Raw genomic sequence first — 23813 nt, 5'->3', positions numbered from 1 at the left:
TTTTTAGAGCTCTCTAGAGAGGGGACTGTCGTCCAATTAGGATCGCTTGCTGCCAGGAGGGGAGAAGAGTTGAACGTTAGAGGGAAAAAGCTCGGGATTGCCATACTGGTTCTGGTCGTATTTTTTTTGTCCATATGGGCTTTCTATCCTTCGGATCCGGCGGATCGCGCCATGGGCATGAGCGATTTCGAGGCGATTGTCGATGCCGGCGAGACCGGCGGATATGACAGCTATTTGAAGCAGTACGAGCAAGCGGAGCGACCCGATCGGGTGATCCGAATCGAAGGCGAGCGCTTCGCCGAAGCGGCGGGAGAAGGCGTGCGAATCGCGGACCGGCAGGAAGGCCTGGACGGTAAAGCCGTCGTCACGCCGGATACCGGCTCCGTCAGCTGGGATGTGCAGGTGGATCAGCCAGGGCTATATAACGTCCGCATCCATTACTACCCGCTAGAGGGAAAAAGCTCGGCCATCGAGAGACAATTCGCCATTAACGGGCAGGTGCCGTTCAAAGGCGCGGAGCTTCTGTCGTTCGACAGGCTGTGGGGCAACAAAGAGGCGGAGATCAGGCGCGACGACAGAGACAACGACCTGCGCCCGAGACAAGTGGAGAAAGCAGAATGGCAGACAGCGCCATTTGAAGATAGCGAAGGGTATGCGGACGAACCGTATTTGTTCTATTTCGGCAAAGGGACGCAGCGATTATCGCTCACGGCATCCCGAGAGCCGATGGCGATCGATTACATCGAGCTGTATCAGGAGAAAGCCGTGAAGCCCTACGCGGAGGTCAAAAAAGAGTATGATGCGAAGGGGCTTGCGCCCGTTAAGGAGCTGTCCTTGACGATTCAGGCCGAAGAGGCCTCAAGCAAATCATCTCCGACGTTATATCCGTTGTCTGACCGCTCCAGTCCGTCCGTCATTCCGTATGACGTGTCCAAGATCCGAATCAATGCGATCGGCGGACTCAATTGGAAGCTGCCCGGGCAGTGGATCGAGTGGAACGTGGAGGTGCCGGAAGACGGCTTGTACCAAATCGCGCTCAAGCGCAAGCAGGACCAGCTCCGGGGCGTGTACAGCACGCGGAGCCTCATGATCGACGGCGAATACCCGTTCAAGGAAATGAAGCGGATCCGATTCGGCTTCGACACGGATTGGCGGATGGATGTGCTTGGCGGCGAAGAGCCGTACTTGTTCCATCTGACCAAGGGCGCGCACAAGATCCGAATGGCGGTGTCCCTGGGCGAGATCGCGCCGCTGCTGCGCACGATCGAGTCGAGCGTCCTTAAGCTGAACGAGATGTACCGGAAGATCCTGATCATCACGTCGAATACGCCGGACCCTTATCGGGACTATGAACTGGAGAAGCGGATTCCCGATATGGTAAGCGCGTTTCGAGAGCAGGCCGATACCATCCAACGTGTGGCCGATTACCTGGAGCAGACGACGGGCGAACGAAGCGATAAGGTGGCGGTGCTGCACACGATGGTGCGGCAGCTGAAGGAGATGGCGGATAAGCCGGAGACGGTCGCCCGTCGCATGAACGCCTTCAAGATCAACGTCGGCGGATTGGGCACATGGATTCTCACCGTCCGCGAGCAGCCGCTCACCTTGGATTACCTGGTCGTCTCCTCGCCGGAAGCGAAGCTGCCGAAGGCGGAAGCCTCGACATGGGCGCGGCTGAAGCATGAGCTGGGCGGTTATATCGCTTCCTACACCGAGGACTATGACAGCATCGGCAACACCGGGGAGGGCAGCCGTTCCATCACGGTCTGGATTACGACCGGCCGCGACCAGGCGCAGGTGCTCAAAAATCTCATCGACGACACCTTTACCCCCGAATCGAATATTTCGGTCAAGCTGAGGCTCGTCCCGCCGAACATTCTGCTGCCGGCGACGCTGGCCAGCGAAGGGCCGGACGTGGCCATGCAGATCGGCGAAGACGTGCCGGTCAACTATGCCATGCGAAGCGCGGCCGCGGATTTGACTGCCTTCGCGGATTTCGAGGAGGTCGCCTCGCGTTTCCGCGAGAGCGGGCTGGCGCCTTATTCTTACAACGACGGGGTATACGCGCTTCCGGAGCAGCAGACGTTCCCGATGCTGTTCTATCGCAAAGATATTTTGGCCGATCTGGGGCTGACGCCGCCGAAGACCTGGCAGGACGTCTATAACATGATTTCCGTGCTGCAGAAGCACAACATGGAGTTCTGGCTGCCGATCGATACGGCGGTCAACAATGCGACGCTCGTGCCGAATGCGACCTTCGCGACCTTGCTCTATCAGAATGGCGGGAAGTTCTACCAACCGGATAGCAAGAAGAGCGCGCTCGATTCCGATATTGCCATGGAAGCCTTCAAGACGTGGACGAAATTCTATACGAACTACAAATTCCCGCTGCTCGCGGACTTCCCGAACCGCTTCCGGACGGGCGAGATGCCGATCGGAATCGCCGATTATACGACCTATAACTCGCTCACCGTCATGGCGCCGGAGATCAAAGGCCTGTGGGATTTCACGATGGTTCCCGGTACGGCGCAGGCAGACGGCAGCGTGGATCACACGGTCGCCAGCCATACCACCGCGGTCATGATGCTTCAGCATGCGGCCGACAAGGAAGCGGCTTGGGCGTTCATGAAATGGTGGACCGATAAGGATACCCAGGTTGCGTACGGACGGGAGATGGAAGGCTTGATGGGGGAAGCGGCCCGTTATCCGACCGCGAATACGGAAGCGCTCATGGAGCTGCCATGGCCGATGAAGGACTATCGGAACCTGGAGAGCCAGTGGCAATGGGTAGAAGGCATACCGCAGGTGCCGGGCGGTTACTTCACCGGCCGCCATCTGGATAACGCGTTCCGCAAGGTCGTCAACGCCGGCGAGAACCCGCGCGAGGCGCTGTCCGACTATATCCTGTACATGAACGACGAGATCGCGATCAAACGGAAGGAATTCAATTTACCGAATTAGTCAGGGGGTGAAAGCCGGTGCAAGCTGAAACATCAACGCGCGGGGCCGTTCCTGATCTCGCTTATCCTCCTCGCAAGAAAAGCAGATTGGCGCAGTTGGCAAGAGAGCTGGGCAAGAACAAGCACTATTATATTTTGATGAGTCCGTACATGATTATTTTCTTTCTATTCACGGTCATACCGGTCGTATTCTCGCTGGCGCTCAGCTTCTTCTACTTCAACATGCTGGAATTTCCGCGCTTTGTCGGCTGGCAGAACTACGCGAGGCTGTTCCTGAACGACGACGTGTTCATGATGGCCCTCAAGAACACGTTCATGTTCGCGGTCGTGACCGGTCCGATCAGCTACTTCGCCTGCTTTTTGTTCGCATGGATTATTAACGAGCTGTCGCCGAAGGTCCGCGCCGTCATGACGCTGATCTTCTACGCGCCGTCGATTTCGGGCAACGTGTTCTTTATTTGGCTGATCGTGTTCTCCGGCGACAGCTACGGCTACCTGAACGGATTTCTGATCAAATACGGCTTCATGCTGGAGCCGATTCAGTGGCTGACGAACGAGCGGTATATTCTGGCGATCGTCATTATCGTGCAATTGTGGCTGAGTCTGGGCACCAGCTTCCTTGCCTTTATCGCGGGCTTGCAGACGATCGACCGATCGCTCATCGAAGCGGGGACGGTCGACGGCATCAAGAACCGCTGGCAGGAGCTGTGGTTCATCACGCTGCCCTCGATGCGGCCGCAGCTGATGTTCGGGGCGGTGCTGCAAATTACCGGCGCCTTCGCGGTTGCCGAAATTTCGATCGCGCTGGCCGGGTTCCCAAGCGTCAACTACGCGGCGCATACGGTCGTGACCCATTTGATGGACTTCGGCACGATCCGCTTCGAGATGGGCTACGCGTCGGCCATCGCGACGGTGCTGTTCGGCCTCATGATCGGCACGAACATGCTGACGCAGAAATTGCTGCGAAAGGTAGGCGATTGACCGTGGTGACGAAAATGATCGGGGTTTTCCGGGCGCCCAAAAAGCTCAATCGCTCCTTTACCGTCAGCTTCATACTGTTTGTCTTTCTGGCCGTATTCGGCGCATTCATGGGCTTGCCTTTGGTATTCGCCATCAATAACGCGTTCAAGCCGCTCGACGAATTGTTTATTTTCCCACCGAGAGTGTTCGTGAACAATCCGACGATGGATAACTTCTACGATCTGATCGCCTTGATGGGCAATTCGTGGGTGCCGTTGTCCCGTTATATCGGCAACACGCTGCTCATTACGCTGGTCGGTACGGCCGGCCATATTCTGCTGGCTTCGGCGGCAGCGTATCCGCTGGCCAAATACCGGTTCTTAGGCTCCAAAATGCTATTCTCGATCGTCGTCTTGTCGCTCATGTTCTCCGGGCACGTCACGGCCATCCCGAACTATATGGTGATGTCCTGGCTCGGTTGGATCAACACGCATGCTTCGATTATCGTGCCGTCGCTGGCGTTTCCGCTCGGGTTGTTCCTCATGAAGCAATTCATGGAGCAAATACCGGACGCCTTGCTGGAAGCGGCCAAGATCGACGGCGCCAGCGAGTACCGCATTTACTGGACCATCGTCATGCCGAACGTCAAGCCGGCCTGGTTGACGCTGATGATTCTGCAGTTCCCCATGCTGTGGGGGACCGACGGCGGCAGCTTCATCTACAGCGAGAACCTGAAGACGCTGCACTATGCGCTTGGCCAGATTACGCAAGGAGGAATCGCCAGGGCGGGCGTCGGCGCCGCCGTCGCGCTCATCCTCATGGTGGTTCCGATCACGCTCTTCATCATCTCCCAGAGCAGCGTCATCCAGACGATGGCGACTTCCGGGATGAAGGAGTAGAAGGGAGTCAAAGCATGATGCTTAAACGGATTGCGCACCTAAGAGGATGCCTCCTCCTTGCGCTTGGCTGCCTGATCGGATTCGGAGCGCTCGGAGCGAGCGTCACGCAAGTCCATGCGGATGACGGTGCCAGCTCTTACAATTATTCGTTCTGGGGCGATACGGTGGCCGCGCCGAAAGCTTACGAGGCGACCGCTTTGTTGAACGGCGCGAAGCTGGGAACCGGGGCGCTGAAGGACCCGTCCGATCTATTCGTGAGCGCAGACGAACAGGTCTACGTGCTGGATTCCGGCAACAACCGCGTCATCGTTCTGGATCGGCAATTCAAGCTCGTTCGCATCATCGATTCCTTCCGGCGGGACGGGAAGCAGGAAGCCTTCTTGAACCCGCAGGGGCTATTCGTGACCGATCGGAAGGAGCTGATCGTGGCGGATACGGGCAACAAGCGCGTCGTTCATCTGGATCAAGACGACAACGTCGTCAAAGTGATCGACTCGCCCAAATCCGAGCTGCTGGCGGAAGGATTCAACTTCGAACCCGTTCGGGTGGTCGCGGACAAGGCGCAGCGGATCTACGTCATGGCGGCCGGCGTCTACGACGGCTTCATGGAATTTAGCGCCTCGGGCGACTTTACGTCCTTTATCGGCGCCAATCGCGTCAACTTCGATCCGACCGATTATTTATGGAAGATGCTCTCGACCAGGGCGCAGCGCAGCCAGATGGTCATGTTCACGCCGACGGAATTCACGAATTTGGACATGAACGACGAAGGGTTCATTTACGCGACCAATGGCCAGGCGAGCGATAACGTGAAGAAGCTGAACGCGCAGGGCAGCGACATCCTGCGGCGAGAGGGGTACTTTCCGCCGGAAGGCGATATCCGCTTCACGACGCTCGACGGTCCTACACGCTTGGCGGATATCGATGTCGCGGACAGCGAAATCTTCGCCATCCTCGATGCGACGCGCGGCCGGGTCTTCACGTACAGCGGCGACGGCCACTTCATGTACGTATTCGGCGGCATCGGCAATCAGCTCGGCGAATTCCATACGCCGGTCGCGATCGAGCGGATCGGGGACGATTATGTCGTGCTGGATAAAGCGCTTGGCGAGCTGACGGTATTCCAGACGACGGAATACGGCCGGACGCTGAATGAAGCGGTTCGCAGCTATTATAAGGGCGAGGAAGAGAAGGCTTACGAGTTGTTCCAGAAGACGATCAACATGAATGCCAACCTGGAGTTCGCTTATGCGGGCATCGGCAAGGCGCTGCTTCGCCAAGGAGAGTATGGCGAGGCGATGAAATACTTCAAGCAGAGCATGGATCAGCGGGGATATTCGAAGGCATTCCTTCTCTATCGCAAGCAAGTGCTGCGGGAACATTTCACGGCGATTATGACCGGCGCAGCCGTGCTTGCGCTGGCGCTCTTCTTCATCAGAAGGTACTTGAAGCACAAGGGAGGGAAGAAGATTGTTCCCATGGAAGCGTGAGCTCGTTAGCTATCCGTTCTATGTGATTATGCACCCGTTCAATGGCTATTGGGATTTAAAATACGAGCGCAGCCGGAAGACGAACCTGATCCTTGCCTTCGCGATTCTCATCCTGCTGGCGTTGACGAATATTATGCAGACGCAGTACAGCGGCTTTCTCGTCAACGTAGTCAACCCGGATAACATGAACAGCCTCATGGAGATCGTCTATGTGGTCGTGCCCGTCTTATTCTGGTGCGTGGCGAATTGGTCGCTCACGACACTTATGGACGGGGAGGGGAAATTCGAAGAGATCTTCACCTCGACCTGCTTTGCCTTGATTCCGCTCGTGTTGATCCATTTCCCGTGGATTTGGCTCAGCAACGTCATTTCGCTTCAGGAGACCAGCTTCTATTATTTCTCCGGCAGCGTCGCCGTGGCGTGGTTCCTGTTCCTGATGTTCGTCGGCAACATGACGGTGCATCAATACTCGCCGATGAAGACGATCGCGACCGGTGTGTTAACGATCGTGGCGATGGGGTTTATGGCCTTCTTATGCATGCTGTTCTTTAGCCTCATGCAGCAGATTGTCGCGTTCGTGTCGATTATTTATCAAGAAATCGTACTTCGCAGTTAAGGGAGGGGGCATGGACATGGGGTTCGCTAGATATACCCTGCTCGGCGCATGCTTCCTGGCCGGAATCATGATGACAGGCTGCTCCGATGCCAAGTCGGGCGGCAAGGCGCAAGAGGGAAGCGAGGCCGTGGCCGCTTTTACGCAAGGAAAGGCATTGAACGCTTCCTTCACGGATTCCCGGGTAAGCGGCATGAAGGGGGTTGCCGAGAGCGAGCAGCTGCGGCTGTTCATCGATGAAGCATCCGGCGCCATCGCCGTGCTTCAGAAACGGACGGGCGAGGTGTGGTACAGCAACCCGCTCGAGCGAAGCTCGGATAAGCTCGCCGCGGGCGTGAACAAGGACTTATTGTCCGCGCAGCTGAAGCTCGACTTCTATAACAGCTTCGGGCAGATCAATGCGATCAATACGTACACCGATAGCGTCAAGTATAAGCAGATCAAGTTCGAACCGATCGAAGGCGGCGTGAGCGTCAGCTACCAATTCGGCACCGCCCAGAAGACGGCGGAGGACCTGCCCAAGATGCTGAGCATCGCGCGCTTCGAGGAGCTGAGCGGCAAGCTGGATAAAGCCGGTCAGCGCGCGCTAAAGATCGCGTACACGCAGAAGGAGGATCAACCGGCGTACGAGCGCAACGACAACGCGCTGAACGGGCTGCAGCTGGAGCGGGCGCTGGCCGCGATCGAGCAAGCCGGCTATACGGACGAGGATTTGCAGAAGGATATGGCGGAGCTGAACTTCACGCAGGAGAAGCCGGCGCCTCGAATATTCCAAGCGAAGATGAACTATACGCTCGATGGCGATAGCCTTGTCGTTCATGTGCCGGTCGACGGCATTCGGTATCCGGAGGAATACCCGGTCAACATGATCTCCGTCCTTAGCTTCTTCGGCGCGGGCGGCGCAAGCGATAAAGGTTCGTTATTCGTCCCGGATGGCGCGGGCGCGCTTATTCATTTCAACAACGGGAAGACGCAGTATCCGGCCTACCAGCAGTTCGTCTACGGCGCGGATCAGACGCTGGACAGAACGGAAGACGCTTCAAGGGAGCAGGAAGTCCGGCTTCCGGTATTCGGCATCATCCGGGAGGGCCGCGCCTTCCTTGGCATTATAGAAGAAGGGGCGTCGGTCGCCACGATCAACGCGGATATCGCCGGCCGGCTGAACGGCTACAATTATGTCTATCCAAGCTTCTTCGTGGTGAACAAAGGCGAGGTCACGCTGGATGCGAACGGCCAGCAGCGCTCGCTTCCGAAGTTTCAGGAACGTCCGATGAAGAGCGATTATAAGGTGCGTTACGCGTTTCTAAGCGGCGATGAGGCTTCCTATACAGGGATGGCCCGCTATTACCGGCAATATTTGGAGAAGAACGACGGTCTGCCCAAGCCTTCGAAGGGCGAGGAGCCGGGCAATGCGCCGTTCTATCTGCAGCTGGTCGGCGGCATCACCAAGAAGAAGCATGTCGTCGGCATTCCGTACAAGTCGCTGGAGCCGCTGACGACGTGGGAGCAGGCGCAGCACATCGTCAGCGAGATGCAGGCGCGCGATATCGCCAATATTAAGCTCCGGTATGCCGGCTGGTTCAACGACGGGCTCGACCATAAAGTACCGGACTCCATTAAAGTCGACGGCGAGATCGGCGGGAGCAAAGGCATGCGCAATTTCATCGCGTTCGCGCAAGACAAGGGAGTCGGCTTCTTCCCGGACGTAGCGCTCTTGGCCGCTAACTCGGGCTCGGATTTCGATCAGAACAAGGAAGCGTCGCGCACGCTGCGGGATGTGCCGGCCGAGCTCTATCCGCTGGATCTGGCTTTGAACCGGCGCGACAGACAGAAGTCTCCGTCCTATGTGATCTCGCCGAGGGTGGTTCCGGACTATGTGGATTCGACGCTTGAGGGTCTTCGCGACTATCAGGCGGGCGGGATCGCGCTTCGCGATTTGGCCGATTCGCTCAGCAGCGATTATCGGGAAGGGAAGCAGATCGACCGGACGGAATCCGAGGGGATTTCGAAGGAAGCGCTGATCAAGGTCCGCGATGCGCATGCGCGCGTGATGGCAAGCGGAGGCAACGCTTATGCGCTCCCATTCCTGACGGACCTTACGAACGCGCCGTTATCCAGCAGCGGCTTCAAGCTGGAGGATGAGGAAATTCCGTTCTATCCGCTGGTCGTCCGCGGGTATGTCGACTATGCCGGAGCGCCTTACAATTTATCCACCTATACGAATGAACGGCAGTATGTGCTGAAAAGTCTGGAGTACGGCGCGAATGTGTATTTCGAATGGATCTACGCGCCGAACTACAAGGTGAAGGATACGGAATATAACCATCTCTACGCCGTCCATTACGGACTATGGATCGACAAGGCGGCAGACATCTACAAGCAAGTCAATCAGGTGCTGAAGCCTGTCCAGGGCCAACGGATCGCCGGTCATGAGAAGCTGGAGGAAGGCGTATTCAAGACGGTCTACGAGAACGGCTATTATGTGATCGTCAATTATAATCGCGCTTCGGTCACGGTGGACGGCAAGACGGTTGAAGCCGAGAGCTACGTCACGGGCGGTGAACAAACATGAAAAACATCCTGAAGCTCGGCATGAAGCCGCGCACCTATGCGGAGCAAAAGTCGTTATGGGGCTTTCTCTTCGTTCTGCCCTGGCTGCTCGGCTTTCTATTCTTCTTCCTGATTCCGTTCATCTCTTCCTTTCGCTACAGCTTAAGCGCCATTGAAGCGAACTCGGAAGGGATGCGGATCGATTTCGTCGGGATCTCCAACTATAAGGAAGCGCTCACGGTCAACACGAGCTTTAACCGGATTTTGACCGAATCGATCCTGGACATGGTCGTCAACGTGCCGCTCATCGTCATCTTCAGCTTATTCCTGGCCGTCCTCTTGAATCAGAAGTTCTTCGGCCGGGCGATCGCCAGATCGATCTTCTTCCTGCCGGTCATCCTGGCTTCGGGGGTCATTATGACCCTGGAATCGAGCAGCCTGATTCAGGCGGTCAACGACCAGAACGCGGGCTCCGGCATTCTGAGCGGGTTAGGCTCCTATGAGCTGGCATCCATGATGATGAATGCCGGCGTCAGCGAGACCATCACCGACTACTTGACGGGCGCGGTCGATCGCATTTATCAAGTCGTCAGCCAATCGGGCGTGCAGATCCTGATTTTCCTGGCCGGCATTCAGTCGATCTCGCCCCAGCTCTACGAGGCGTCCAAGATGGAAGGGGCGACGGGCTATGAAGCATTCTGGAAGATTACGTTCCCGATGGTCAGCCCGCTCATTCTGGTCAATATGATTTATACGATCATCGACTCCTTCGCGCGCAACGACATGACGGAATTAATCCGGGAGACGGGCTTTACGACGTTTAACTTCGGCCTCAGCTCTGCGATGGCCTGGCTCTATTTCGTCGCGATCATGATCATCCTCTTGGTCAGCTCGTATTTGGTGTCCAAGAAGGTGTTCTACCAAGAATAGAAGGAGCGTGAGTACATTGATATTCGCCCGATTGTTATCGGCGGAGAGCTGGAAGCGAGGGCTGTGGTCGTTCGTCAGGCTGGCGCTGATCGTCGGCTTGTCGTTCGTCATTCTCTATCCGATCCTGCAGAAAATCTCGACCGCCATCAAGGACAAAACCGATCTGTATTCGCCGATCGTCGTCTGGATTCCGGCGAATTATACGCTGGACAATTTCAAACAGGCCATCTCGATCATGGATTATTGGCATACGCTGCTGAATACGTTCGTACTGTCGTCGTCGACGACGATTCTGACCGCGGCTTCCTGCGCGCTTGCCGGTTACGGATTTGCGCGGCTCAAATTCAGGGGAAGCGGGCTGCTGTTCGGCGGCGTGGTGCTGACCATTATGGTTCCGCCTACGACGATCCTGATCCCGATCTACTTGAATCTGAAAGACTTCACGCTCATGGGCATCATCCCTTTGCTCACCGGCAAATCGCTTAATCTGCTCAACACGTATTGGCCGTTCATCTTAACGTCGATTACGGCGAATTCGTTGAAGGCCGGCCTGTACATCTTTATTTTCCGGCAGTTTTTCCGGGGCATTCCGAAGGAGGTCGAAGAAGCGGCCTATATGGATGGCGCCGGCGTGGGCCAGACGTTCCTGCGGATTATGCTGCCGAACGCGGTTCCGGCGATCGTGACCGTGACGCTCTTCTCGTTCGTCTGGCAGTGGAACGACAGCTTCTTCACGACGACGTATCTCACGTCCAGCAAGGTCATGTCGACGCAGCTGAGCTCCTTGCCGTATAACCTGTCGATCTTCCTCTCCGATGGCGAGAATTCGAAGGCCGACCCGTTCTATATGAGCATGGTGCAGGACACGGGTATTCTGCTGGCGATCTTGCCGCTGATCATTCTATACCTGTTCGTGCAGCGTTATTTCGTGGAAAGCATCGAACGGACAGGACTTGTCGGGTAGTCGCAGGCCTTACGTCAACACAAGCATCCAGCAGGGCTTCCGGGATAGGAGGACCGCTGGATGCTTCTTCGCGGAGATAAGGATAGAATAGATAGACTTCTATAGCAAAGACACAAGTTCGAGGATGGGAAGGGGAGTTGGGCGATGAAGGAGAATCGTTCGGAAGAGCTTGCGGTTACCGGAGATCAAGGACCTGCAGCGCCGCAAGATCCGGCAGCCAAGCGCAGCGGGTTCTATATCATCTATGACATGGATATCGAGGCTGCGGCACGGGGGAACGGCACGAACAGTCAGGAGTTCTACCTGGAAGGTGAGCAGCTCATGAACTTGGCGAGAGTCGCGGGCGGCGTGACGGATGACCTTATCCTACAGCTGCTCAAGGACTGCGCCGGATTTCGCAGGCTCGTGCACAGTATCGGCGTACGCGTGAAGGCAGGGGAAGACGCGGATTCCTCGGTCGTGTTCGTGCTCGAGAATTGGGGAAGGACGAGCAAATACGAGACGGGTACCCGCCTTCGCCTTCCTTGTCCAGCCGATGGTTCGGAGACGATCGTGATGCTGGATGAAATCGCCTGGTCCTCGGACGACGACGTTCCGGGCAAAATCGCCTTCGAATTCGAGCATGCCGGCGTCTTGGCTACCGCCAGCGTGATGTTATATCTACATGAACCTTACGAGGTCCAGGAGATGCTGCCGGAGGCGGCGGTCAACGTGGAATCGGAAGACTATCAAGCGATGATCGCGAAATCCTTGGTTAGTCCGGGGAACAATAAGCGGCTGAAAGCGGCGATCGCGAAAGCCAAGCGAGGCGAAGCGGTCACCATCGCCTACATCGGCGGTTCGATTACGCATGGCGCCGGAGCGAAGCCGCTCCATACGAACTGCTACGCCTATCAGTCCTATCTGGCGTTCGAGCGAATGTTCGGCAATCCGGATCGAGACCATATTCGGTTCATCAAGGGAGGCTTGGGTGGAACGCCGTCCGAGCTTGGCGTCGTTCGCTATGACCGAGACATCCTGCGTGGCGGTACCGCGGAGCCGGATATCGTCATCGTCGAGTTTGCCGTTAATGATGCCGGGGACGAAACGAAGGGGAACTGCTATGAAAGCCTCTGCTTGAAAATTCTCGCCGCAAAGAACAAGCCTGCGGTCATCTTATTGTTCAGCGTCTTCGTCAACGATTGGAACCTTCAAGACCGGCTTGCCCCGATCGGTTGGCATTACGGGCTGCCGATGGTCAGCGTGAAGGATGCGGTCGTCGATCAATTCCGTCTGAAGAAGGAAGAGGGGAATGTCATCAGCAAGCGGCAGTTTTTCTATGATATCTATCATCCGACCAATGCGGGTCATACGATCATGGCGGATTGCTTACGTCATCTATTTGCCGTAACCGACCGGTCCGAGGAGGATCGCGAGGATATCGCGCTGGATCAACCGCCGCTGATCGGCAGCGATTTCGCGCAGATGCGTCTGCTCGACAGAGCCAACTACGACGGCATCGCCACTATCCAAGCAGGCGGTTTCACGGCAACCGATACCGATCTGCAGCTAGCGGAGATGGATGACGATCCCTTCGGCACGCCGCATTTCCCGCACAATTGGATGCACGCGGGCGATACCGGCCATGACAGCTTCGTCATGACGATCACGAGCCGAAATCTCATTCTAGTCTTTAAAGACTCGGGTCGCCCCGACTTCGGCAGCGCGGAAATATGGGTGGACGGGCGAATGGCGAGACTCGCCGACCCGCACGAGATTAACTGGACGCATTGCAATCCCGTTCTGCTCTACCAAGAGGAGACGTCGCGCGAGCATCAGGTGGAGATCCGGATGGCCCCCGGGCATGAGCATCAGAAATTTACGATTCTGGGGTTCGGCTATACGATGTAATGCATTTATCAACGATACTAGTGGAGGTTTCGCGCAATGAATGACACGGCGAACTGGGATGCTTGCTGGCTGCGCTTCACGCCGATAACGGACCGTAAGCGACTGGAGGACTACCGGCAATGGGGGCAGGAGATTGCCGTCGCCGATCCGGCGGACGAAGTGCTCCAGACCGCGGCGGCAGAGCTGATGGACGGACTTGAAGCGATGCTCGGCGTACGACCCCGTAGATCTGCCGCATACACGGGAAAGGGAGGCATTCGGCTCGGCATTCGCGGGCAAATGGACGATTTGCCGATCGAGCCGGCGGGACCGGCCGGATCCGGGGACGGATACGTCATTAGAAGCATGCCGGCAGAAGATGAGCACGGGCTGATCGTGGCCGGGCAATCGGCTAAAGGGGCTTTGTATGCGGTCTATCATCTCCTTCGGTTGATGCAATGCGGCGAGGAGCTTTCCGGCTTGGCGATTAATGAAGCGCCGTCGAACGAATTACGGATGCTTAATCAGTGGGATAACATGGACGGTTCGATTGAACGCGGCTATGCAGGCCGATCTATTTTCTTCCGGAATAACGAGTTTGTACCGGATATGTCCCGTATTCGCGACTATGCCCGCCTGTTGGCGTCCGTTGGAATCAACGCGATAGCGATCAACAACGTCAACGTGCATACGGTCGAAAGCCTACTCATTGCGGAAAAGCTGTTACCGGATGTCGCCAGAGTCGCGGACATTTTCAGGCGATATGGCATATCCACGTTCCTGAGCGTCAACTTCGCCAGCCCGATGCAGCTCGGCGGCTTACCCGGAGCGGACCCGCTTGATGAACGCGTCAGACGCTTCTGGAAGGAGAAGGTCGAAGACATCTATCGGGCCATCCCGGACTTCGGCGGCTTCCTGGTGAAAGCCGACTCCGAAGGACGACCCGGACCGTTCACCTACGGCCGGGATCATGCCGACGGCGCCAACATGCTGGCGGACGCGCTGGCGCCATACGGCGGCTTGGTCATCTGGCGCTGCTTCGTCTACAACTGCCAGCAGGACTGGCGCGACCGCACGACAGACCGGGCCAGAGCCGCGTACGACCATTTTACCCCGCTGGACGGGAAGTTTCGGGACAACGTCTTGCTGCAGATTAAGAACGGTCCGATGGATTTCCAGGTTCGCGAGCCTGTCTCCCCCTTATTCGGCGCGATGCCCGCGACGAATCAGATGCTGGAGCTGCAGATCACCCAAGAATATACGGGGCAGCAGCGCCATCTATGCTTCTTGGTCCCGCAGTGGAAGGAAGTGCTGGACTTCGATACGCATGCGCATGGGGCCGGCAGCACCGTCGCCAATGTGGTAGGAGGCCGATTGTTCGGCAGTCGTCGCGGCGGCATCGCGGCCGTATCGAACATTGGCGACGCGCCCAATTGGACGGGACACGTGCTTGCGCAAGCGAATCTATACGGATTCGGCAGGCTGGCCTGGAACCCGCGGTTAACGGCCGAGGAGATTGCGAGGGAATGGATTGGCCAGACGTTCGGCGCAGACCCCGACGTGATGGAGACCCTACGAAAGATGCTGCTGGATTCATGGCGCATCTACGAGAAATACACGGCGCCGCTCGGCGTGGGCTGGATGGTCAACCCGGATCACCATTACGGCCCGAATGTAGACGGCTACGAGTATTCCCGCTGGGGGACCTATCACTTTGCGGACCGTTACGGGATCGGGGTGGATCGAACGGTACGTACCGGAACGCGCTACACGGCGCAATATTTCGAGCCGAATGCCGAGCTGTACGAGAATTTGGAGAGCTGCCCGGATGAACTGTTATTGTTCTTCCACCATGTTCCGTATACGTACAGATTGAAGACGGGCAAGACGGTCATCCAGCATATCTACGACACCCGCTTCGAAGGCGTACTTCAGGCTGTCGAGCTGTTGAACGCATGGAGCTCGCTCGAGCACAAGCTGGATGCGGACCGGTTCGAACAGGTGCGGGATCGACTGCGCGAACAAGTGAAGCACGCGCGGGAATGGCGAGATCAGGTCAACACGTACTTTTACCGCAAATCAGGCATTCCCGATGAGCATAACCGAGGTATCTATGCTTAGAAGAAATATAGCGGTGAATCCTTCGAATCTTTTCGAAGGATTTTTTGTTGCTTCGAGAAATAAGCGACCGTTCCTAGTGTAGCTAAAAACGTAAAGCGTGCCCGCAGAAGCGGACGAAAGCGAGGGTCAGCAGAGAGAAACTTAGGAGCAGGCAAAAGGGAGGCACCACCCAAGGCACAACGCGTCACCTGTGGCCCATATTTGACTGGCGTATATCTTGGGAATGCCTCCAAAACCACGTAAGCTTTGTCCGCAAGGACAAAAGCGTGCCTCGCTCAAGCCCATCCGCTGACTGCGAACAAACGTGCAAGCACGAAAAGGGTGTCCAGAGGGCGAAGTCCTTTGGTTCCCCTCGGCGGAGGGGGAAGGGGGAGGGAGCAACAAAAGTTGGGTCAAAGGGGCAGAGCCCTTCGGAAGGGGGAGGGAATAGGCCGCAACCTATACATAGACAGGTGATTGACCTTTATTCCGTCCGGTTGTTGTCGTTTATTGTAAGCGCTACACTTTTTACAAGAAGACGATATCCTCGGTGGATGCAAGCCGAAGATAAGGTTGGATGGCTAAAGGAGGAGCAGGGGATGGTTATGCAGAGAAATAAGAAATTGTGGGGTTCCATGTCGCTCGCGCTTGCGCTGAGTATGGCGCTTGTCGGCTGCAGTGACAATAACGGCGGCAATAAGGGCGGTAATAACACGCCCTCGACACCGACAAGCAACAATGGCAGCGGCGAAGCCGCCGAAGAAACGAAGCCGGTTACGCTCTCGGCTTTCATTAGTACGCCGAACCAGGCGCCGACGCCGGATAACCGGATCTATAAGAAAATTAAGGATGAGCTCGGCGTATCGCTCAATATGGAATTCCTCGTCGGCGATCTGCAGCAGAAGCTCGGCGTCATGATCGCAGGCGGCGATTACCCGGATCTGATCACGGCCGATACGAAGCTGGTCGCGGCGGGCGCCGTCATTCCGCTGGAGGACCTGATTGAAGAGCATGCGCCGAACCTGAAGAAGCACTACGCCAAAGCGTGGAACAAAATGAAGGACTCCAGCGACGGTCATATCTACTGGCTGCCGAATTACGGCGTCGTGACCGGGGAGCCCAAGTTCAACAGCTACTCGGGTCCCGCCTTCTGGATCCAGAAAGATATTCTGAAAGAAGCGGGTTATCCGACGCCGAAGACGCTGGATGATTACATGAAGCTCATCCGCGATTACGCGGCCAAGCATCCGACGATCGACGGTCAGCCGACCATCGGCTATACGACGCTGGCGTTCGACTGGCGGACCTTCCCGCTGCTGAACGCGCCCGAGCATCTGACCGGCCATCCAAACGACGGCGGCGTCGTGGTGGATGACGGGGTGGCGACCGTTTTTGCCGACAAGGAGATGTCCAAACGCTACTACAAGGAATTGAATGCCCTCTATAACGAAGGGCTCATGGATAAAGAAGCCTTCATCCAGAACTACGACCAGTATCTGGCGAAGCTGTCCTCCGGCCGCGTGCTCGGCATGTTCGATCAGCACTGGAACTTCCAACCGGCGGAAGATACGCTCGTGAGCCAGGGCAAGATCGGCAAAACCTACGTCGGATTCCCGTTAGTCTACGACACCAGTATTAAAGACTGGTATCTCGAACAGCCCGTTCCGAACTTGAACAACGGATTCGGGATCAGCGTGGATGCCAAAGATCCGGTGCGGATCATCAAATTCCTCGACGCCCTCATGGACGAGAAGTACCAGAAGCTCCTGAACTGGGGCGAGGAAGGCGTCGACTACATGGTCGGCGACGGCGGCAAATTCTACCGGACGCCGGAGCAGCGCAAGCAGCAGGAAGACCCGACGTGGAAATTGGCTAATCGGGCCGATGCGCTCTTGGGCGCGCTGCCGAAGATGGAAGGCACGTTCTCGGATGGCAACGCGACCAGCGCGGGGCTTCAACCGGATGAGTTCTATGCCTCCCTCAAACCGGAAGACAAGGAGCTGCTCGATGCCTACGGACACAAAACGTGGACCGACTTCTTCTCGCCGCCGCCGGAGAATAACGTATTCTACCCGGCATGGCAGATCGATCTGATCGAAGGCTCGGATGCCTCGATCGCCAACAAACAAATGTCGGATACATCGCTCAAGTTCTTGCCAAAAGCGATTACGGCCAAGGCAGCCGAGTTCGATGGGGTGTGGAACGAATACGTAGAGGCTTACAAGAAAATCAACGTGAAGGCCTACGAGGACCGCATCAACGAGCAGATTCAATGGCGGATCAAGAATTGGACGAGCGGCGAATAACGATCGCGGCCCATAGAACGCGCGCAGGGCACCGGCGTCTTACGCCGCGTGCTTTGCGCAGTTTCGGCAAGCGCATAAGAGAGAGATGAAAGATAGGAGGAGAGTGCGATGGCGGGTTCCCCGGAAATGATTCCATCGAAACAAGCAGCGCCGCAAGTCGTGCCGAAATCGTCCTTGTGGAAGCGGATGAGCGGTCAAAAGCAGCTCATGCTGATGTCGCTGCCTATACTGTTATATGTATTCGTTTTCTCGTATTATCCGATCTGGGGCTGGACGATGGCCTTCCAGAACTACAAGCCGGCCAGATCGTTCGATCAGCAGGAATGGGTGGGATTCAAGCATTTTAAATTTCTGTTCAGCGACGATACGTTCTTGATGGTGCTGCGCAATACGATCGGCATGAGCGTCATTAACATGGTGCTCGGCTTCGTGACGGCGATTGTCTTCGCGATATTGCTCAACGAGATCAAGCAAAAGTTGTTCAAGCGGAGCATTCAGACGATCTCCTACTTACCGCATTTCCTGTCGTGGATTATCGTCACCGGCATTGTCGCGAATTCGCTGTCGGTCGATAGCGGCATCGTAAACGTTCTCCTCATGAAGCTCGGATTCATCAACGAGCCGATCATGTGGCTGAGCGAGCCGAAGTACTTCTGGGGAATCGTCGGCGCCTCTCATGTGTGGAAGGAAGTCGGCTGGAACGCGATCATCTATCTCGCCGCCATCACGTCGATCGACCCGTCGCTCTACGAGGCCGCCGAGATCGACGGCGCGAACCGCTATCAGAAGATGTGGTACGTGACGCTGCCGGGGATCAAGTCCATCGTCATCATCCTCCTGATCATGAACCTCGGCTGGATTTTGGACGCTGGCTTCGAGGTGCAATATCTGCTCGGCAACGGCGTGGTGGTGGACTGGTCGCAGACGATCGATATATTCGTGCTAAAGTACGGGCTGCAGATCGGCAACTACTCGCTGGCTACGGCTGCCGGCATCTTCAAGACCGTGGTCAGCATTACGCTCATTTTCGCGGCCAACACGATCGCCAAGCGCTTTGGCGAGGACAGACTGATATGAGGAGGGCACACCCATGAGAACGAGATCGCTCAAGCTGGAGCCGGTTGTCTTCCACACGCTCAATTCCATCTTCATGATCTGCATCGCGATCGTGACGTTGTATCCGTTTTTGAATACGCTCGCGATCTCCTTGAATGCGGGGAACGACACGATCCGAGGCGGGATTTACCTGCTGCCTCGCGTGTGGACGGATCAGAACTACAAAGCCGTCTTCGCGGGCGGCACGATCTATCACGCGTTCTGGATTTCGGTGGCGCGAACCGTCCTTGCGACGGTGCTCAGTCTGTTCCTGACGTCCATGCTGGCTTATGCGATCAGCCGCAAGGAATACGTCTTCCGCAAGCCGATCACGATCGTGGTCGTCATGACGATGTACTTTAATGCGGGCTTGATTCCGTCGTATTTTCTGATCCGGGATCTGCATCTCCTGAACAACTTCCTGGTGTACATCATCCCCGGGCTGATCAGCGCGTTCAACATGATCGTCATCCGGACCTATATCCAGACGCTGCCGGAGGGACTGATCGAGTCGGCCAAAATCGACGGCGCCGGCGACTTCCGAACCTTTATCTCCATTATTCTGCCGTTATGCCAGCCGGTGCTTGCAACGGTCGCTCTGTTCGTCGCGGTGGGCCAATGGAACTCCTGGTTCGATACGTTCCTGTATGCGTCCTCCAAGCAAGAGCTGAGTACCCTGCAGTATGAGCTGATGAAGCTGCTGTCCTCGTCGATGCTCTCCAACAGCAGTGCGGCCGTCTCCAGCGGCGCGGACCCCGGAGCGGCGAGAAACATGGTCACGCCGATGTCGATCCGGGCTTCGATCACGATCGTCGCGTCCTTGCCGATCCTGCTCGTCTATCCGTTCCTGCAAAAGTATTTCGTGCACGGCATGCAGCTTGGCAGCGTGAAAGAGTAAGGGGCAGGAGACAAAAACCGCTTGTTTTCGAATCATTCGAAAACAGGCGGTTTTTTGTTCGTGGAGAATGGAAACACGAAAATGCTGCCCCGATGTTTTCTTTCGCGGGCGGCTTTTTTATCTTACTCGGAGCATACAGGCGCACCATAACGCTTGACTGAAAAAGTGCAATTTTTTAGGCGGTTCGTGGATTTTTTTATGCGATCTAAGACGAGCATGCGGAGCTTGCAGGCCGCCACCGATTCGTCCAATCCCCACGTGTGGGATCAGAAGCGCACGGTAAAATCAGGAAAAGGTAAATGTTGGTGAGGACATGTAAAAACATGAACGTTGTATTCAAATCAGGAGTGCCATCAAAATGAAAATAGGTGACGAAAATGCGGTGGGAGTTCGACAAAACCCAGTAAAATCGCGCCTTTCAAGCTATTTTCGGGTCCGTGAAAGCCCGTAAAATGTTTAACGTTTCTCCTAAGAAATTGCATCGAAAACAGCAGAGGATTGCATTAAGATCATCTCAATGCGCTTCTGATTGTTAGCGCTTACAAGCAATTCAATTCAACCAGCATGGATTCATGAAGGAGGTGATCATCCACGCACAAGCAATTGGGCAGTTCTATAAGTGCAAGTCATGGCAATATCTAGTGAACTGACGAAAAGTGGAGGGTATACGATGAAAAAATGGAAAAAGCTCATGGCGGCGACGTTGACTGCGGCTACGGCTCTCACGCTTGCATCCGTATCAAGCCCGGCTGCGGTCAAGGTAACGGCCGCGGAAGCGGCAATTACGCCGGCGATAGGCAAGATGCCCGGAAAAGGCAATCCGCTGCTATCGCATAAGTTCGGCGCCGATCCATCTGCGATGGTTTATAACGGACGCGTATACATTTATATGACCAACGACATCTTCGAGTACAACGCCGACGGCACCGTCAAGGATAACACCTATGGCAGAATCAATAAGATTACCGTGATCTCATCCGCCGATATGGTGAACTGGACGGATCATGGCGAGATTCCCGTCGCCGGCCCGCAGGGCGCGGCCCGATGGGCCAACAACTCCTGGGCGCCGGCGGCCGCGCACAAGACGATTAACGGCAAAGAGAAGTTCTTCCTTTATTTCGCCGACAGCGCCAACGGCATTGGCGTACTCACGGCGGACAGCCCGATCGGGCCGTTCACCGATCCGATCGGCAAGCCCCTGGTGAGCAGAAGCACGCCGGGAGCTAGCGACGTGACGTGGCTCTTCGACCCGGCGGTGCTGGTGGACGACGATGGGAGCGGATATCTTTACTTTGGCGGCGGCGTGCCGAACGGAAAGGAGGCCGATCCGGGAACGGCGCGAGTGGCGAAACTTGGGGCGGATATGATCAGCCTCGATCTGGCCGCAAGCGGCGGTTCCGCGAAGCCGATCAACCCGCCATGGCTGTTCGAGGATTCCGGCATCAACAAGTATAACGGCAAATACTATTACTCCTATTGCATAAACTTCTCGGGTACGCATCCGGCGGATTTTCCGACCGGAACGATTGCTTATATGGTCAGCGATAATCCGATGGGGCCGTTCAAATACGTCAAAACCATCCTGCCAAACCCGGGCGTATTCTTCGGCGTCGGAGGCAACAACCATCATGCCTTATTCGAATTCAAAGACCAGTGGTACATCACCTACCATGCTCAAACCTTGGCCAAAGCGATGGCCGAGAGCGGGACCTTCCCTCAAATGGGCGGCCAGCCGCATGGCTATCGCAACGCGCACGTCAATCAAGTGAGCTTCGATGCAAGCGGCGTTATCCAGAATATTACCGGCGATTACGCGGGTGTTCCGCAGGTGGGCCATGTTGACCCTTATGCGAGAGTCGAGGCGGAAACAATCGGCTGGAACGGCGGCATCGCCACGGAAAGAACGACGGAGCCCGGGGGAATGGTGGAGCCCGTCAATCTCGCTGTTACGAGCACGAACGATGGGGACTGGACGGCTGTTTCCAAGGTGGACTTCGGTTCGGTAGGCGCCGGGACCTTCACGGCTCATGTTGCAAGCGGTTCCAATGGCGGCAAGATCGAGCTGCGACTCGATAGCCCCGACGGTCCATTGATCGGGATGCTGCCGATCGCGAACACCGGGGGCGACGACAGCTGGCAGACAAAAACGGCTAGCGTATCCGGCGCGACCGGCGTGCATGATCTGTATATGGTCTACAGAGGAACGGCGGCAGGCCATCTCTTCAAGATCGACTATTGGCAGTTCGGGCAGAAGCTAACGGCACATGAACTTGCCGCGGTTAACGCCACAATCGATAAGCAGAAAATCGATATCGTAACCGGCACGAATAAAGCAATCTTGAAGGTGACCGCCGTATATGCCGACGGAACAAGCGAAGACGTGACCGCTAAGGCTGTCGCGACGCCGGCGCAAAACGGAATCGTAAGCATCCAAGGGGGAACCGTAACCGGCATCGGCTATGGGGCTACAAGCATTAACGTCAGTTATGGCGGGAAGAGCGATACCCTCCATATGCTCGTCAAAGATCTGAACAGCGAGCTTACGGTGAAACGGATAACCGTCGATAACGCGTCCTTCGCGCTGGAGGCCGGCAGAACGGCTTCCTTCAACGTAACCGCGGAGTATATGGACGGACATACGGAGAATGTCACGAATAAAGCCGCCTACAGCAGCACAAATCCGGATGTGGCCGAGGTATCGAACGGAACGATAACGGCAAAATCCAGCGGTATGGCGCACATCACCGCGAGCTTCAAGGGCGAGTTGGGCGAAGCGGCATCGGTTCCGATAACGGTTACGGTCAACGCGCCTTCCTTCGTGGCGATCGAGGCGGAGACCGGAGCTGTGGCAGGCACGATCGAAAGCCATACCTGGTCGCAGGCGAATGGACAGTCTACGAAAGCGATGCTGTTCGGGCCGGACACGGGCTTCACGATGACCGGAACGGATGCGGCTTCGCTCGCTTCCGGCTCCAAGATGACTTACAACATCAACGTACCGGCGGCAGGAAACTACAATGTCTGGCTGCTGGCGAAGAGCGCCGATTATTCCGGCGACTCCGTCCACGTCGGCGTGGACAACGCTTATCGCTTCACCGCAAACGGCATTCACGGCGTAAGCGCCGGTCAATTCAAGTGGGCCAATATAAGCGGGGCCGCCGGGGGCATCTTCGGAGGCGCTGCCCTGACGCTCGCCGCCGGTGAGCACGAGCTGAACTTCTGGGGCAGGGAAGACGGACTAGCGATCGACCGCATCTATCTGACGACGAGCAGCTCGACCGCGGATCCGATCTGGCCGCCTGTTGAGCCGCAAGAGCCTACCGCTTCGCTGTCGGCGCCGAGCACGGTGAAACCCGGCGCAAGCGTAGCGGTGTCCTTAAGTCTGGATGCAATGATACAAAATGTATACGCCGAGGACATCACGCTGACTTATGATCCCGACGTATTCGAATACGTAAGCGCCACAGGCGCGAACGACAAGGTTCAGATCGCGGGCGAAGACAAGGGAACGGCTGGCCAAGTCAGACTTATCGCCGCGAATATCGGCGGAGTATCCGGCGCCAGCACGCCGATACTGAATGTAACCTTCAAGGTGAAGGACGGGATCCAAGATACGACGGGAACGATTGCGGTTACCCGGGCAGCGCTTGGCGTGACGGCCGCTGGAACCGAGATCGAGGCTGGTCTTAGCAGCAAGCGCATTGCGGTTGGCAGCGCGGACGTAGTCGTCGATAAGACGGCATTGACGACGGCAATCGCGAATGCGCAAAGTCTCTACGACGCCGCAGTCGTCGGCACGCAGCCGGGGCAATACCCGCAAGCCGCCAAAGAAGCGCTTCAAGCAGCCATTAACGCGGCGAAGGCTGTCAGAGACAACGGCAGCGCGACGCAGGCTGAAGTCGATAGCGCCGTAACTACCCTGAATAGCGCGGTAAATACCTTCAAGGCAGCGGTCGTGAAGGAAGCGTCCGCGGACTTGAATCAAGACGGACGCTATTCCGTAGGCGACCTAGCGTTGGTGGCGAACCATTACGGCAAGGATGCCGGCAGCGCGGATTGGACGACGGCCAAGAAGGCGGATATGAACCGCGACGGCAAAGTCGATATTGTCGATCTGGCGTTCGTGGCAACCAAGATTCTCCAATAGGTCATGCATTGGGCCGGCTGTTGGTTGAACAA

14 protein-coding genes are annotated in these 23813 nt (G+C 56.5%); all 14 read left to right on the top strand.

Going from position 1 to position 23813, the window contains the following annotated elements:
* Nucleotides 1-69: 69 nt before the first annotated feature.
* The 14 genes from ACFSKT_RS06525 (at nt 70) to ACFSKT_RS06460 (ending at nt 23781) form a co-directional block, all read left to right on the top strand.
* Nucleotides 70-2961 carry an extracellular solute-binding protein gene (locus ACFSKT_RS06525; RefSeq protein ID WP_377716715.1) on the top strand — a complete coding sequence of 964 codons (2892 nt, stop codon included), beginning with the start codon at nt 70-72 and terminating at the stop codon, nt 2959-2961.
* Nucleotides 2962-2978: 17 nt separating this feature from the next.
* A complete protein-coding gene (locus ACFSKT_RS06520; RefSeq protein WP_377716713.1) occupies nt 2979-3941 on the top strand; it encodes a carbohydrate ABC transporter permease in 963 nt (320 codons plus the stop codon).
* A gap of 14 nt (nt 3942-3955) precedes the next feature.
* The gene (locus ACFSKT_RS06515) at nt 3956-4819 is read left to right on the top strand and encodes a carbohydrate ABC transporter permease (protein ID WP_377716787.1); all 864 of its coding nucleotides are present in this window, start codon (nt 3956-3958) and stop codon (nt 4817-4819) included.
* A gap of 17 nt (nt 4820-4836) precedes the next feature.
* Nucleotides 4837-6309 carry a hypothetical protein gene (locus tag ACFSKT_RS06510; RefSeq protein ID WP_377716785.1) on the top strand — a complete coding sequence of 491 codons (1473 nt, stop codon included), beginning with the start codon at nt 4837-4839 and terminating at the stop codon, nt 6307-6309.
* A 28-nt stretch (nt 6310-6337) separates the two neighbouring features.
* Nucleotides 6338-6925 carry a YIP1 family protein gene (locus tag ACFSKT_RS06505; protein ID WP_377716783.1) on the top strand — a complete coding sequence of 196 codons (588 nt, stop codon included), beginning with the start codon at nt 6338-6340 and terminating at the stop codon, nt 6923-6925.
* A gap of 16 nt (nt 6926-6941) precedes the next feature.
* Nucleotides 6942-9494, top strand: coding sequence for a DUF5696 domain-containing protein (locus tag ACFSKT_RS06500; protein ID WP_377716711.1), 2553 nt, complete (start codon nt 6942-6944; stop codon nt 9492-9494).
* A complete protein-coding gene (locus ACFSKT_RS06495; RefSeq protein ID WP_377716709.1) occupies nt 9491-10402 on the top strand; it encodes a carbohydrate ABC transporter permease in 912 nt (303 codons plus the stop codon). Before ACFSKT_RS06500 ends, ACFSKT_RS06495 begins: the two co-directional genes overlap by 4 nt.
* Before the next feature lie 16 nt (nt 10403-10418).
* Nucleotides 10419-11366 (top strand): carbohydrate ABC transporter permease, encoded by a 948-nt coding sequence (locus ACFSKT_RS06490; RefSeq protein WP_377716781.1) that lies wholly within the window; start codon nt 10419-10421, stop codon nt 11364-11366.
* A 144-nt stretch (nt 11367-11510) separates the two neighbouring features.
* Nucleotides 11511-13256, top strand: a complete 1746-nt coding sequence (locus ACFSKT_RS06485) for an SGNH/GDSL hydrolase family protein (protein WP_377716707.1) — start codon at nt 11511-11513, stop codon at nt 13254-13256.
* Between the two features lie 36 nt (nt 13257-13292).
* Nucleotides 13293-15356: an alpha-glucuronidase family glycosyl hydrolase gene (locus tag ACFSKT_RS06480; RefSeq protein WP_377716705.1), complete on the top strand. Its 2064-nt coding sequence runs from the start codon at nt 13293-13295 to the stop codon at nt 15354-15356.
* Between the two features lie 578 nt (nt 15357-15934).
* The gene (locus ACFSKT_RS06475) at nt 15935-17641 is read left to right on the top strand and encodes an ABC transporter substrate-binding protein (protein ID WP_377716703.1); all 1707 of its coding nucleotides are present in this window, start codon (nt 15935-15937) and stop codon (nt 17639-17641) included.
* 108 nt (nt 17642-17749) lie between these two features.
* Complete coding sequence (locus tag ACFSKT_RS06470; RefSeq protein WP_377716702.1) at nt 17750-18718, top strand: ABC transporter permease; 969 nt, start codon at nt 17750-17752, stop codon at nt 18716-18718.
* Between the two features lie 13 nt (nt 18719-18731).
* Complete coding sequence (locus tag ACFSKT_RS06465) at nt 18732-19634, top strand: carbohydrate ABC transporter permease (RefSeq protein WP_377716700.1); 903 nt, start codon at nt 18732-18734, stop codon at nt 19632-19634.
* 670 nt (nt 19635-20304) lie between these two features.
* Nucleotides 20305-23781: a carbohydrate-binding protein gene (locus tag ACFSKT_RS06460; protein WP_377716698.1), complete on the top strand. Its 3477-nt coding sequence runs from the start codon at nt 20305-20307 to the stop codon at nt 23779-23781.
* Nucleotides 23782-23813 lie beyond the last annotated feature (32 nt).

The sequence above is a fragment of the Paenibacillus xanthanilyticus genome (assembly GCF_042682185.1).
Lineage (GTDB): Bacteria > Bacillota > Bacilli > Paenibacillales > Paenibacillaceae > Paenibacillus_Z > Paenibacillus_Z xanthanilyticus.
Note: the sequence above shows the minus strand (reverse complement) of the source record. Positions and strands in the feature narration are given on the sequence as shown.

Coding starts and splice junctions, on each gene's coding strand:
- ACFSKT_RS06510 (WP_377716785.1), top strand. CDS start 4,837: ATGCTTAAACGGATTGCGCACCTAAGAGGATGCCTCCTCCTTGCGCTT.
- ACFSKT_RS06460 (WP_377716698.1), top strand. CDS start 20,305: ATGAAAAAATGGAAAAAGCTCATGGCGGCGACGTTGACTGCGGCTACG.
- ACFSKT_RS06495 (WP_377716709.1), top strand. CDS start 9,491: ATGAAAAACATCCTGAAGCTCGGCATGAAGCCGCGCACCTATGCGGAG.
- ACFSKT_RS06500 (WP_377716711.1), top strand. CDS start 6,942: ATGGGGTTCGCTAGATATACCCTGCTCGGCGCATGCTTCCTGGCCGGA.
- ACFSKT_RS06505 (WP_377716783.1), top strand. CDS start 6,338: ATGCACCCGTTCAATGGCTATTGGGATTTAAAATACGAGCGCAGCCGG.
- ACFSKT_RS06465 (WP_377716700.1), top strand. CDS start 18,732: ATGAGAACGAGATCGCTCAAGCTGGAGCCGGTTGTCTTCCACACGCTC.
- ACFSKT_RS06515 (WP_377716787.1), top strand. CDS start 3,956: ATGATCGGGGTTTTCCGGGCGCCCAAAAAGCTCAATCGCTCCTTTACC.
- ACFSKT_RS06470 (WP_377716702.1), top strand. CDS start 17,750: ATGGCGGGTTCCCCGGAAATGATTCCATCGAAACAAGCAGCGCCGCAA.
- ACFSKT_RS06485 (WP_377716707.1), top strand. CDS start 11,511: ATGAAGGAGAATCGTTCGGAAGAGCTTGCGGTTACCGGAGATCAAGGA.
- ACFSKT_RS06475 (WP_377716703.1), top strand. CDS start 15,935: ATGGTTATGCAGAGAAATAAGAAATTGTGGGGTTCCATGTCGCTCGCG.
- ACFSKT_RS06480 (WP_377716705.1), top strand. CDS start 13,293: ATGAATGACACGGCGAACTGGGATGCTTGCTGGCTGCGCTTCACGCCG.